The organism is Nocardiopsis sp. NPDC006832, from assembly GCF_040635885.1.
GTDB lineage: Bacteria > Actinomycetota > Actinomycetes > Streptosporangiales > Streptosporangiaceae > Nocardiopsis.
Genome location: NZ_JBEYLC010000009.1, coordinates 16385 through 29507 on the forward strand (window position 1 = coordinate 16385; position 13123 = coordinate 29507).

11 protein-coding genes are annotated in these 13123 nt (G+C 68.9%); 6 read left to right on the forward strand and 5 right to left on the reverse strand.

The features are described 5' to 3' along the window. Positions 1-629: 629 nt before the first annotated feature. From ABZ717_RS06585 to ABZ717_RS06595, 3 genes are all read left to right on the forward strand, one after another. Positions 630-893 (forward strand): WhiB family transcriptional regulator, encoded by a 264-nt coding sequence (locus ABZ717_RS06585; protein ID WP_067608003.1) that lies wholly within the window; start codon positions 630-632, stop codon positions 891-893. A 132-nt stretch (positions 894-1025) separates the two neighbouring features. Continuing rightward, positions 1026-1610 (forward strand): copper resistance protein, encoded by a 585-nt coding sequence (locus tag ABZ717_RS06590; protein WP_358506611.1) that lies wholly within the window; start codon positions 1026-1028, stop codon positions 1608-1610. A 66-nt stretch (positions 1611-1676) separates the two neighbouring features. Next, complete coding sequence (locus ABZ717_RS06595; RefSeq protein WP_358506614.1) at positions 1677-2294, forward strand: copper resistance CopC family protein; 618 nt, start codon at positions 1677-1679, stop codon at positions 2292-2294. A gap of 63 nt (positions 2295-2357) precedes the next feature. Here the strand turns inward: ABZ717_RS06595 and ABZ717_RS06600 are convergent, their stop codons facing one another. Then, the gene (locus tag ABZ717_RS06600; RefSeq protein WP_358506616.1) at positions 2358-3119 is read right to left on the reverse strand and encodes a protein phosphatase 2C domain-containing protein; all 762 of its coding nucleotides are present in this window, start codon (positions 3117-3119) and stop codon (positions 2358-2360) included. Between the two features lie 844 nt (positions 3120-3963). Between ABZ717_RS06600 and ABZ717_RS06605 the strand changes: the two genes are divergently transcribed. Further along, entirely contained in the window at positions 3964-5238 is a 1275-nt protein-coding gene (locus tag ABZ717_RS06605) for a glycosyltransferase (RefSeq protein WP_358506619.1), read from the forward strand. Between the two features lie 17 nt (positions 5239-5255). Further along, the gene (locus tag ABZ717_RS06610; protein WP_358506622.1) at positions 5256-6242 is read left to right on the forward strand and encodes an anti-sigma factor RsbA family regulatory protein; all 987 of its coding nucleotides are present in this window, start codon (positions 5256-5258) and stop codon (positions 6240-6242) included. 15 nt (positions 6243-6257) lie between these two features. On the opposite strand, the gene ABZ717_RS06615 is transcribed toward ABZ717_RS06610, so the two are convergent. After that, entirely contained in the window at positions 6258-6602 is a 345-nt protein-coding gene (locus ABZ717_RS06615; RefSeq protein ID WP_358506625.1) for an STAS domain-containing protein, read from the reverse strand. A 198-nt stretch (positions 6603-6800) separates the two neighbouring features. Beyond that, entirely contained in the window at positions 6801-7571 is a 771-nt protein-coding gene (locus ABZ717_RS06620; RefSeq protein WP_358506628.1) for an ANTAR domain-containing protein, read from the reverse strand. A gap of 128 nt (positions 7572-7699) precedes the next feature. On the opposite strand from ABZ717_RS06620, the gene ABZ717_RS06625 reads away from it, so the two are divergent. After that, entirely contained in the window at positions 7700-8860 is a 1161-nt protein-coding gene (locus ABZ717_RS06625) for a PAS domain-containing protein (RefSeq protein ID WP_358506631.1), read from the forward strand. A gap of 21 nt (positions 8861-8881) precedes the next feature. Here ABZ717_RS06625 and ABZ717_RS06630 read toward each other — a convergent pair whose 3' ends face one another. Both ABZ717_RS06630 and ABZ717_RS06635 read right to left on the reverse strand, forming a co-directional pair. Next, complete coding sequence (locus ABZ717_RS06630; protein ID WP_067598031.1) at positions 8882-9523, reverse strand: response regulator; 642 nt, start codon at positions 9521-9523, stop codon at positions 8882-8884. Between the two features lie 6 nt (positions 9524-9529). Then, positions 9530-13123: HAMP domain-containing protein (locus ABZ717_RS06635; RefSeq protein ID WP_358506635.1), on the reverse strand; the 3594-nt coding region annotated here is incomplete at its 5' end.

A 13123-nucleotide genomic window follows, 5' to 3' on the forward strand; every position in this document is an offset into this window, starting at 1 on the left:
TCATGAACGGGTATGACTCGTCTATTTAGCAGCATGAAGACGACCTGACCTGCGCTTTCGGGTGGGGCGCGAACCCGACCGAAAACCCTGGTCACGCCCCTCCCATCAGGGGATTCGACGACCACGCGGGCCCCGGATCTCGCGGGGCGACCCCCCGCCTCCCGGCGAGCGGAACACATGCCTCGGGGTCAAACATAGAGCCTGAACAGGCAATATTAAGCGTGCGTTAAGTCACATCAATTCGGTGGGAACCTCGCGACATAACGTCCCGAAAGGCCTGCGGCACACCTCACACAGTACGCGCCCACCTTCTCGGGGACCCCTGCACACAGGCGGAAACCCCCACTGCGCAGGCGACACGCCGATCGACGTCTCCCACCGTTCGCCCCGCTCGCCTGGTGTCCCCGTGGCCGCAAGACCCCGGCAAGGACGAACGTCCTTGATCATTCGCGGATTTTGGAGCAGACTCTGTGTAGTACGACCTCATGTAGTACTACAATTGGTCGCAACGCTTCGTCGCAGCCTGCCCGGGTCAAGAGCCCCTGGTCGGGTCGCACGACACGAACTTCGCCCACCTCACCACGGCCACACCGGCGGTGGGGATCAACGACCAGGGATCGGAGGCGTCCGTGAACCGCCTGTATCACGACAGTGAGGACTGGGTCGAGCAGGGTAACTGCCGCTCGTACGACCCTGAGATCTTCTTTCCGGTGAGCAGCACCGGGATCGGTCGCGTCGACACGGAACAGGCCCTCGCCGTCTGCCGCAGCTGTACTGTTCGCCCGGAATGCCTGCGGTGGGCGCTACGTGCCGGAGAGGCTCATGGAGTCTGGGGTGGGACCACCCCCGAGGAGCGTCGCTACATGCGCCGCGAACTCGCACCGGCCGTCTAGGGCCCGTCCCTCGGAAACGGGTGGAGCCGCCGGATGCCACGCGCGTTCGGCGGCTCCCCTGTGCCCGGCCCCATATCTCCCGCCCCTCGTGGGTCTTGCGACCCTCGGGGGCACGGCCTAGGTTCGGTAATCGTGCGACCCGCTCACGGCACCCTTCGGCTCACGCGCACGGCACTCCTCGCCGTGGCGTGCACAGGGCTCGCCTGGGGCGGGCACAACCTCTGGTCGGACACACCCGCCGGGGTCGGGGGCTTCCTCCTGACCACGGCGTTCCTGGTCGGCCTCCTGTGGCGCTTCACCAGGATCATGCGGGGCTTCGGCGACATCTTCACCGTCATGGCCCTCGTACAGGTCGTCCTGCACATGGTCCTACAAATGGCGGCGGGTCCCGAACTCCATTCCGCGGGCGCCGGCCATGGCGGTCACGGGCTGCTCACCCACACACTCGGCCTCACCCCGGGCATGTTGTTCGCACATCTGTGGGCCGCTCTGCTCGCCGCCGCGCTTCTCGCACACGGCGAGTCCGCGCTGTGGTTCCTCGGCGCCACCGTATCCCGGGCCCTGCCACGGCCCCTGCGCGCCCACGGCCTCCCATTCCGCGTGCCCGGGCGCGCGCACGTCGCGTTCCCGATCATCGCGCCCTCTCCATCCGCGTTCACCTCGCACGGGCCCCGCGGGCCTCCCGGTTCACCCGCGCCCCTCCTCCTGTCGTCGTAGTACCCCGGTACCCGACGCCACGGGGCAACCCCGAATCGCATCCGAACGGCCCGAGAGAGAAGACCCATGTCGAAAACCCGTACCGCAGCCCTGATCACCCCCCTCGCCGCGGTGGCCCTGCTATTGGCCCCCTCCCCCGCCCTCGCCCATGACGTGCTCACCGGCTCCGACCCGGAGGACGGCGCCACCCTGGAGACCGTCCCCGAAGAGGTCGTGCTGACCTTCAACAACGCGCCGATGGAAGGTGGCGAGGGCAGCGCGATCGTCGTGACCGGTCCCGACGGTGAGACCCAGTACGAGGACGGCGCGCTCGCCTTCAGCGACACCGAGGTGTCCGTGGGGCTGGCCCCGCTGGACGAGGCGGGCGAGTACAGCATCGCCTACCGCGTCGTCTCCTCCGACGGTCACCCGATCCAGGACACGATCGCCTTCTCGGTGACCGACGAGGCCGTCGCCGAGGCGGCCCCGGAGGAGCCGGCCGAGGAGGAGCCCGCCGAAGCCGAGGAGCCCGCGGCCGAGGAGGTCGAGGAGTCCCCGGCCGCCGCCGAGGAGCCCGCCGCCGAGGGCTCGTCGCCCACCACGCTGCTGTTGGTCGGCGGCATCGCCGCCCTCGCCGTCATCGGCCTGATCGCGGTCCTGGTGGTGCGCATGCGCAAGCGCCCCGGTGCCGGCGAGAACCGGTAGAAGACACTCGAAGGGGCTCGTACGCGTCGGCGTGCGAGCCCCTTCGTCGTCGGTTCGTGCGCCTCAGCGGCGCCGGGCGAGGAGGATGCTGATGTTGTCCTTGCCGCCCGCCCCCATGGCCGCCTGCCAAAGGGCGTGCACGGCGGCCTCGTCGCTGCCGGCCTCCGCGATGATGCGTTCCATCTCCTCCAGCAGCACCAGGTCGGAGAGCCCGTCGCTGCACATGAGCCAGGCGCTGGGGTCCGCGGACTCGTCACGGCCCACGTGCGGGACCATCGAGCCGCCGGAGCTGCCGCCCAAGGATTGGGTGATGAAGTTCGTGGTGACGGGGCGACCGTCCTCGGAGGGTGGCAGGGCCGGGGAGTCGTCCTCGGAGAGTTGACGCAGATGTCGACCCTCCAGACGGTAGGTCCGCGAGTCGCCCACGTTGAACCAGAAGTTGCCGTCGTTGTTGAGCAGGACCCCGGCGACCGTGGTGCCCATCCCGGAGAACTCCGGGTGTTGGGAGGCGTGGTCCTTGATCTCCTCATCGATGTGGGTGAGGAGTTGGGCCACCTCCTCGGGGTTGTTGAGCCGAGGGCCCATCTCGGCCATGCGGTGCACGGCGTGCTCCGAGGCGATCTCACCGGCGGCCTGGCCACCGATACCGTCCGCCACCGCGAGGATGACCGGTTCGGCCACCGGCAGTACGCAGCGGACCGGGGAGGTCATGTTCGCACTGGCGACGGTGAGAGCACCCATGACCACGGAGTCCTCGTTGGCGGGGCGAATAGCGCCCCGGTGCGTGAGGGCCGTGACAATGACTTCCCCACCAGCGACACCCATACGCCCTTCCTCCCGTTTCGTCGGCCTTGGCCGGTTGCCCGGCAGCCGCCGGACCTTGATCGAGTCCCGTTCAACGTCTGGATTCTGTCACCGTACCGAAACGGAGGTCGCTCAAAATCCGTGTACATCATGGCGGAAAACGCTCGGAAGCGCAGTTCCCGTCCGCCTTTGTACCGCCAAAAGTGTGGAGACGGGGGGCTGGGGGGCCACTGAGTCGTCCCGACCCGGTTCCGGTCCGACACTAGCGTTGCTCAGGTCCGACCGACAGTGCCGATCGGGAGGTTCGACGAAGCAGCAGCCCAGGGCCCTGTTTCGGAAGGACCTTGGGCGACCGGAACCGGTCGTTCCACCAGGTTTCGGGCGCCCGACGGGAGCAAGAGCACGTTGTCGGCCTGCCGAGGGTCTGGCACAATGGAGTCCGTTGGGTGTCTAAGACGCAGACACACACGACCTCCGCCCCGCGCGCGAGCCTCGAACACAGGTACGCCCGGTGGCGCTCAACCTCTCTCCAAGGTCGTTTGGTGTGGTCTGTCATGCGTCGCTCCCTTCACCCTCCCTCTTGTGAACCACGGCACCGTTCGCACTCCGTGCGCGCGGCTCTTCGTGCTGCCCGGCCCTCCTCGGCCACGGGGCCCGGACCCGCGCCCACCGCGTTCCCCTGAAGACCCGACGCCGATCCGTGCTCGACGGCGTCCGGTGGTTTTCACCCCCATGTGAAAGCACCGGTGGCCATAGGGCACGGCGGCCCGACCCCTACCCCGGAAGGATTCCGACTCCCCGCTCCGGAGTCCCCCCGGGACCAACCACGACGGACACCACGGCGGTGTCCAAGGAGTTCAGCCCAGTGAAGATCGCCATGGTCGCCGAACACGCCAACCCCCTCCCCGCGCACCGCGGTGAACCGGCCTGCCCGGTGAGCCTGCACGTGTGCGCCGTCTCCCGGCAGCTCGCCAAGCGCGGTCACAAGGTGACCGTCTACGTCCGCCGCAGCGACCCCGAGCAGCCCGAGGGCCGCACGCGGATGGCCCGCGGCGTCTCCGTCGCCCACCTCGACGCCGGTCCCGCCCGTGTCCTCGACGAGACCGACCACGCCGAGCACACCGGCGCCTTCGGGACCGCGCTGGCCGCCGTCCTCGACGAGGACACCCCCGACGTCCTGCACGCCATCGGCTGGACCAGCGGTCTCGCCGCCCTGCACGCCCAGGCGCACAGTGAGAAGGACCAGAGCGGCGTCCCCATCGTCCAGACCTTCCACTCCCTCAACGCCAGCGAGCAGCGTTCCGGCCTCACCCATCGACCGGACCGGGCCCGGATGGAGACGATCCTGGCCTCCCGTGCCGACCGGGTCCTGGTCAACTCCACCGACCAGCAGGGTGAACTGGCCCGCCTGGGCGTGCCGCGTCACCACGTGAGCGTCGTGCCGTTCGGTGTGGACTCCGACCACTTCAGCGTCGAGGGCAGCGCCTCCGCGGAGCCCTGGAACTCCCGCCGCGAGGAGCGTTCCCGCCTCATCTCGGTGACCTCCCTGACCGAGGCCGGTGGCGCCGAACGTCTGGTCGAGGCGATGGTCCGGTTGCCCGAGGCCGAGCTGTTGCTGGTGTCCACCGCCGACGACCGCACGGTCGCCCTCGACGAGAACGCCCGCCGCGTCGAACTCCTGGCGAAGGAGGCCGGCGTGGACGACCGCGTGCACCTGACCGGCCCGGTGGAGCGCAAGGAACTGCCCCGCCTGCTGCGTTCGGCCGACGTGTACGTCTCCGCGGCCTCCTACGACCCCTACGGCGGCGCCGTCCTGGAGGCCATGTCCTGTGGCCTGCCGGTCGTGGCCACCGCCACGGGCGCCGTCCCCGGCGCGGTACTGCACCGTACGAGCGGCGTGCTCATGCGCTTCGGCCGTCCCGACGAGGTCGCCCGGTCGGTCCGCGCGGTCCTCAACACGCCCACCATGAGCAGCGCCTACGGGATCGCCGCGGTCGACCGCGCCCGCTCCCGCTTCACCTGGCAGCGCATCGCGGTGGAGACCGAGCTGGCCTACGAACGCTCCCGTCCGCAGCAGACCGAACGCGACCACTCCGACGAGGACGAGACGGAGCTGCTCCTGTCCGGTTCCTCCCACTGAGCGGTCCACCCCCACCGATGACCTTCGAACACCAGGGACTGCTCTACCGCAGGGAGAGACGGTTCCACGAGGTGACACGGAAACGACTTCGCACCGCGGTACGCGAAGACGGCCACACCGTCCTGGCCGTAGCGGATCCGGCCGCGCTTCTGGATGGGCTCGCCCCCCAGGAGCGCGGTCGGGTGCACGTCGTCGACCGTGACACCCTCTACGAGGCCCCAGGGCGCACGCTGGCGGCCCTGCACCGCATGTCCCTGGCGCACGACTCGGTCACGGTGGTGGGCCAACCACCCGTGCCCACGGACGGCACGATGGAGAACCGCGAGTGGCACCGGTTGGAGTCGGTGCTGAGCACCGCGCTCGCGCCGATGCGCATGCGCCTGCTGTGCGTCCACGACGATCGGGGCCTGCCCCCGGGCGCGCGTTCGGCCGTCCTGGCCACCCACCCCGTCCTGGTGGGCGACGAGGGACCGTACGCCAACCCGGCCTACCTGGGCACCGCGGCGTTCGGCCGTCGGCGCCCGGCGCCGGAGCCGCTACCGGTGACGGGCCCGGTGCACCGTCTGGAGATCGAGCAGTCCCTGCCGCGGCTGCGGGACGACCTCGGCTCCCTGGCGGGCGCCCTGCGCCTGCCACGGGACCGGGTGGACGCCCTGGTGGTGGCGGTGAACGAACTCGCGGCCAACGTGCTGGAGCACGGGGCGGGCAAGGGGACCGTCCAGATGTGGCGTGGCCCGGACCGCTGGGTCTGCGACGTCTTCGACGAACGCGGCGGGCTCTACGACCCCTTGACGGGGTATCGTCCCGCCGACGGCCTGCGCCCCCGCGGGTACGGGCTGTGGATCACCCGGCAGATCTGCGACTTCATGGAGATCTGCGGGGACGAGTCGGGTTCGCTGGTGCGGTTGCACTTCGTGGACCCCGTCACCGGCGGGGAGGGCGGCGAGGAGGCGGAGACCGGTGAGGACGCGCGCACCACGCCGGTCGGTCCACGAGAACGGTGACCCCCGGGCGCCGGTTCAGCCGCCGAGTTCGGAGACCGCGTCGCCGGTGCTGGCGCCTATCGGGATGACCTGGTCGATCCCCGCTATCACGAACAACCGGTTGACCTGCTGCTGTGGCTCGGTGACGACGAATCCGACGTCCAGGTCACGGGCCTGGCGGAACGCCGCGACCAGCACTCCGATGCAGCGGGAGTCACAGAACCCGACCTTGGCCAGGTCCACCACCACCCCCTTGGGGGTGTCGCCGAGGACCTCGTCCAACGCCTGGGCCAGTGCCGGGGACGTGACCGCGTCCATCTCACCGACGGGTGTCACGACGGCGACGCCATCCTCGCGGCGAATCGAGATGTCTGACGTCACGGTCGGTCTCCTTGTCGTTCACTGCGCCGGGTGGGTTCCGGCCCCGCCGTGGGGCGGGCCGAGCGCCGTCGCACGCCACGACGGTCCCGAACCCTCATCATGACGCGTTCCGGTCACGCTCCGGACTCACCATGGTCTTGTTGCCAGGTCTTTCACCGGGATCCCACCATGTTCATCGCGCATTCGCGCGGTCTCGGTTCACCGGCCGTCCGCACCATCGCGACGCATCCGCGGTTGCGGACCCGTGTTCTGCGCGACGAGGTCCCGGGCCACGTCCACCACCCTTTTGCGGTTGCGCTGGGCGACCTCCCGCAGGGCCACGAAGGCGGCGTCGGCGTCGCAGCCCCGGGCGTGCATGATGATCCCCTTGGCCTGGTCGATCACCGTACGCGCCGACATGGCCCGACGCATGTGCGCGGACTCCCGGGCGGCGTCCGTCTGCCGGAAGGCCGTGTGCAGGGCCATCGCCGAGTGCTCGGCCAACAGCGCGGTGAGTTCGGGGCCGACCCCCTCGTCAAAGGCGTCCGCGCGGCCGGAGTGCACCCCGAAGGTCAGCACCCGGTCCTCGTCGCCGTCCCCGGGCAGGGCGCTGGGCTGGGTGATGGAGGAGCGGTCGCCGCACTGGACGGCCATACTCGTGTACCGGGGCCAGCGCTGTTCGCGCAGCACGTCGGACACCCGGACCTGGCTCATCTCGCGGACCGCCTCGACCGTGGGCCCCTGGTCGGTCGTGTACTGGTGTTCCAGGGCCTCGGACAGGTCGGAGTGGGAGGCCCCGTAGTCGGTGACCACGTGGCGTCGGGACCCGTCCGGGCCGACCACCTCCCGCCACAGCACAACGAGAGCCGCCGAACAACCGGGGACGCTCAGCGCCGCGGCCCGACTCATCTGGTCCAACGCTCGTTCGGGAGTGGTGTTCTCCTCCTGCCCGAGCGCGCCGATGTCACGGGCGAGGTGTTCGATCCACACCGTGCGAACCTCCTCGACTCGTGCCCCTCTCCCGTACCAACGGTAACCTTCGAAAAAGCCTCGACCGGACGCCGGAGCGTTCCGGCAAGTCCTCGCCCGCCTTCGAAGACCACCGGGAGACCGTGAGCGTGTCGGACAACCTCGCCGATCTGCAACGCGAGATCAACGCGCTGAGCGAACGAGTCTCGGCGTTGCGCAACACGCATACCACCTACCCCGATGACGCCGGGGGTACCGCTGAGGCCGCCCTCGCCGAGCTGGAGTACGCCGAACGCCTGCTCGGCGACGCCGGCGGTGAACTGGTCCGCTCGCTCAGCGGACCCGCCGAACCCCGTCGCAGCGGCGACGACAACGACCGTGTCCTGCTGCGCTCGATGTTCAACGAACTCAGTGTGCCCGTGGTGTTGCTGGACCACGACGGCTACATCCGTCGGATCAACAACGCCGGCGCCGAGCAACTGGGCGGTGCCCCGGGCTACGTCACCGGCAAGCCCTTCGCCCACTTCGTCGACCTGCGCAAGCGCGCGGCGATGCAGTCGTGGCTGGCCTCGGTGCTGCGCGGTGACGGCCCCGCGTCCTTGGAGTCGCGGCTGGCGCAGCGCGGGTGGGCCGAGGACGTGCACCTGACCCTGACCCGGTTGGAACTGCCCACCGAGGCACACCCCCTGGTCCTGGTGGCCATGTCACCACCGATGAACGGCGCCGACGAGGACGGGCCCTCGCCGTTGGAGCCGGAGGTGGAGGACCAGGTGGTCGTGCTCGCCGCCCGCCGCCTGGACGTGCTGACCCGGATGACCCGCCTGCTGTTGCGCGGCACCACCCCCACCAGGGCGTTGGCCCTCACCGACGCCGCGGACCTGCTGGCCGACTCCTACGCGGACTGGGTGATCATCGACGTCTGCGACCTGCCCGAGGACCCCCAGGTGGCGCGCCGCGCCGCCGTCGTCGGCCCGGCCGACGCCCCGGAGGGTCAACGCGACGAGCTGGCCGCGCTATCCCCGAGCGACTCCGACATCCCCGGAGAGGTGCTCGGTCGCGGTCAGTCGCTGCTGTTCCCGCTGATCGAGGACGAGACGGTGCTGGGCCAGATGGGCGCGGGCGCTCCCGTCCTGGCGGTGTTGGGCGCCGGTTCACTGCTTTCGGTTCCACTGCGCGGCAGCCGGGGCGTGCGGGGCGCGCTCACCCTGATCCGACGCAGCAACCGGGGCAGCTTCCGCCTGGCCGACCTCGGCCTGATCGAGGAGATCGGCGAGCACATCGGGCTGGCCCTGCCGCCCCGACGACTCTGATCGGCCACGAGGCGAACACGGTCAGTCCTCGGGGCCGTGCAGGGTGTCCACGAGGGTGGACAGCCGGGAGGCCGAACGGTCCACCCGACGGACGGCGTCCACCAGCGGCTGGTCGATCTCCTGGTAGTTGCCCACGATGTGCTCGCGCAGGTCGGCCAGGTCCGACTGGACCTGACGGGAACGTTGGGCGAGCTGCTCCACGAGCGCCTTACCGGGTTCGCCGCTCTCCTGGCCGAGCACCCGTTGCAGCGAGCGGGCCTGTTCGCGCATCTGCGCCTTGAGCTGGTGCAGTTCGACGAACACCTCGACCTTGGAGCGCAGCACCCACGGGTCGAACGGCTTGATGAGGAAGTCCACCGCGCGGGAGGAGTAACCGCGGAACACCTGGTGCCGATCGACTTCCTGAGCGGTCAGGAAGATGATCGGCACGTCCTTGGTCTTCTCCCGCTGCTTGATGTGCGCGGCGGTCTCGAAACCATCCATGCCCGGCATGATCACGTCGAGCAGGATCACGGCGAAGTCCGTACCCAGAAGGTGCTTCAGCGCCTCCTCGCCGGAGTTGGCCCGCACCAGGTTCTGGTCGAGGGAGGTGAGGGCCGCCTCCAGCGCGATGAGGTTCTCGTCCCGGTCGTCGACGAGAAGGATGTTGGCCTTCTGAGTCACTGCTTCTTACTCCGAGTCGTGCGGTGGGGTGTTGCCGTCATCGCCGGTCGCCCCGGCGTCGTCGTGGCCTGTGTCGCCATTGTGCACGCCGGCGGAACCGTTCGTGTCACCGGAGCGATCGTCGGCCGCGGCGCCCGCCCGGGTCTCCTCCGGGTCGGCGGTGAGCCAACGACGCATCACGTCCAACAGGTGGTCCAGGTCGACCGGTTTGGTGACGTAGTCGGTGGCACCGGCCGCCAGACTGCGCTCCCGGTCGCCCTGCATGGCCTTGGCGGTCAGCGAGATGATCGGCAGGTCGGCGAACTGGGGCATCTCCCGGATGCGCTGGGTGGTCTGGTTACCGTCCAGTTCCGGCATCATCACGTCCATCAGGACCAGTGAGATGTCCTCGTTGGCCTCCAGCTTCTCGATGCCGGAGTGGCCGTTGTCGGCGTACAGGACCTCCAGTCCCTGTGCTTCCAGGGCGCTGGTCAGTGCGAACACGTTGCGCACGTCGTCGTCGACGATGAGCACGCGCTGGCCGGCCAGGATCGCCCGGCGCTCGGGGTCGGGGCGGGCCTCGACCTGTTCCTCCCTGCCCTGTTCCTCGGGTTCGGCGTTCTTGAGGACCTGCACCATGGGCAGCGGTTCCTCAGGCTCACTCGAATCGGTCAGGGCCGCCACCACGGCGTCGAAGTCCTCGTCGGGCAGATCGAGTTCGTCGTCGCCGATCGGTTCGAGGGAACCCGGTCCCTGTTCCAGCTCGATGGGCGTGGTCAGGGCCGGGGGCTGATCCACGACCTCCGCTGCGTCCTCGGGCAGGCGCACCGGCAGCAGCAGGGTGAAGGTGGAGCCCCGGCCGGTGATGCTCTGCACCCGGATCTCGCCGCCGAGCAGACGGGCGAAGTTGCGGCTGATGGACAACCCCAGACCGGTGCCGCCGAATCGTCGCGAGGTCCCGCCGTCACCCTGGTGGAAGGCCTCGAAGATCACCTGGAGCTTGTCCTCGGCGATGCCGATGCCGGTGTCGGCGACCGTGAAGGCGATGACCTCTTCGTTCTCGACGAACATGTCGAGGTCGGCGTCCTCCAGCGCCCAGGCCGGTTCGATGAGCAGCCGCACCTCGCCCTGCGAGGTGAACTTGACGGCGTTGGAGAGCAGGTTGCGCAGGATCTGCTGGAGCCGCTGCTCGTCGGTCCACAGGGTCTCGGGGATGTCCGGGGAGACGTCCACCGCGAAGGCCAGCCCCTGTTCGCCGGTGACCGGCCGGAAGGTGGCCTCCACGTAGTCGACGAGCTGGGCGATGGACACCTCGCTGGGCTGCACCTCGGCGCGGCCCGCCTCCACCTTCGACAGGTCGAGGATCTCGTCGATGAGCAGCAGCAGGTCGCTGCCGGCCTTGTGGATGGTCTGGGCGAACTCGACCTGCTTGGGCGTGAGGTTCTGCTCGGCGTTGTCGGCGAGCAGGCGGGCCAGGATGAGCAGGCTGTTGAGTGGCGTGCGCAGCTCGTGCGACATGTTCGCCAGGAACTCGGACTTGTACTTGGAGGAGACCTGCAGCTGGTGCGCGCGCTCCTCCAACGCGTTCCGGGAACGCTGGATCTGCTGGTTCTGCAGCTCGATCGCGCGATTCTGGTTGGCCAGCTGGGTGGCCTTCTGCCGCAGCTCCGCGTTCATGCCGCGCAGCTCCTCCTGCTGGCGCTGGAGTTCGTTGGAGCGTTCGCGCAGCTGGCTGGTGAGCTGCTGGGACTGTTCGAGCAGCAGCTCGGTGCGGTTGTTGGCCAGGATCGTGTTGATCGTGGTGCCCAGCAGCGAGACCAGCTGGCGCAGGAAGTTCTTGTGGATCTCGCGGAACTCCTCGAAGGAGGCGAACTCCACGACGCCCAGGGAACGTCCCTCGGTGACGATCGGGACGATGTACAGGTGGTTGGGGACGGCGTCGCCGAGCCCCGACTCGATGTTGATGTACCCGGCCGGGATGTTGCTGACGTGCTGTTCGGTCTGTTGGGCGAGCGCCTCACCCACCAGCCCCTGGCCCTTGACGATGCGTCGCCGCTTTTCGGTGGGCTGGAAGCCGAAGCCCGCGTAGAGCCGGAAGACGCCCTCGTGGTCCTGGTCCTCGGGCAGGTAGCAGGCGCCGTGCTGGGCTCCGATGAGCGGCGTGACCTCGTTCATGATGAGGCGGGCCAGCTCGTCGAGGTCCCGGTGTCCCTGGATGTGTCCGGAGATGCGGGCGAGGTTGGACTTGAGCCAGTCGGCGTCGCGCTGCACCGAGGTGGTCTCGCGCAGGTTGGACACCATCAGGTTGATGTTGGCCTTGAGCTCCTCCATCTCGCCGCGGGTGTCGACCTGGATGTTGCGGGTCAGGTCGCCCTTGGCGACGGCGTTGGCGACTCCGGCGATGGCGCGCACCTGAGTGGTGAGGTTGCCGGCCAGCTCGTTGACGCTGTCGGTGAGCTGCTTCCACGTTCCGGTGACGCCCTCGACCTTGGCCTGACCGCCCAACTGACCCAGGCTGCCCACCTCGTGGGCCACACGCGTGACCTCCGTGGCGAAGGCCGACAGTTGGTCGACCATGGTGTTCACCGTGGTCTTCACTTCGAGGATCTCGCCTTGGGCGTTGACGTCGATCTTCTTGGTGAGGTCACCGGCGGCGACCGCGGTCGTCACCTCGGAGATGTTGCGCACCTGAGTGGTCAGGTTGTGCGACATCGAGTTGACGTTCTCGGTGAGGTCGTTCCAGATGCCGGAGACGCCCTTGACGCTGGCGCGACCGCCCAACTTGCCCTCGGTGCCCACCTCACGGGCCACACGGGTGACCTCGTCGGCGAAGGCGGAGAGCTGGTCCACCATCACGTTGATGGTCTGCTTCAACTCCAGCATCTCGCCCTTGGCGTTGACCGTGACCTGCTTGGTCAGGTCGCCGGCGGCCACCGCCCGCGTCACCATGGAGATCTGCCGCACCTGGTAGGTGAGGTTGTTGGCCATGGAGTTGACGTTGTCGGTGAGGTCCTTCCAGACCCCGGATACGTCGCGCACGTGGGCCTGTCCGGCCAGTTTGCCCTCGGTGCCCACCTCGCGGGCCACACGCGTGACCTCGTCGGCGAACGTGGAGAGCTGGTCCACCATCGTGTTGATGGTGTCCTTCATCTCCAACATCTCGCCCTGGGCGTCGACGGTGATCTTCTTGCCCAGGTCGCCGCGGGCGACCGCGGTCGTGACCTGCGAGATGTTGCGGACCTGGTAGGTGAGGCTGTTGGCCATCGAGTTGACGTTGTCGGTCAGGTCCTTCCAGATGCCCGACACGCCCTTGACGCTGGCACGACCACCCAACTTGCCCTCGGTGCCCACCTCACGGGCCACACGCGTGACCTCGTCGGCGAGGGAGTCGAGCTGGTCCACCATGGTGTTCACGGTGTTCTTCAGGGCGAGCATCTCGCCCTGGACGTCCACCTCGACCTTGCGCGTCAGGTCGCCCCTGGCGACCGCGGTGGTCACCTTCGAGATGTCGCGGACCTGGTTGGTGAGGTTGTCCGCCATCGAGTTGACGTTGTCGGTCAGGTCTTTCCAAGTGCCCTGGACCCCGCGCACGTTGGCGCGACCGCCCAACTTGCCCTCGGT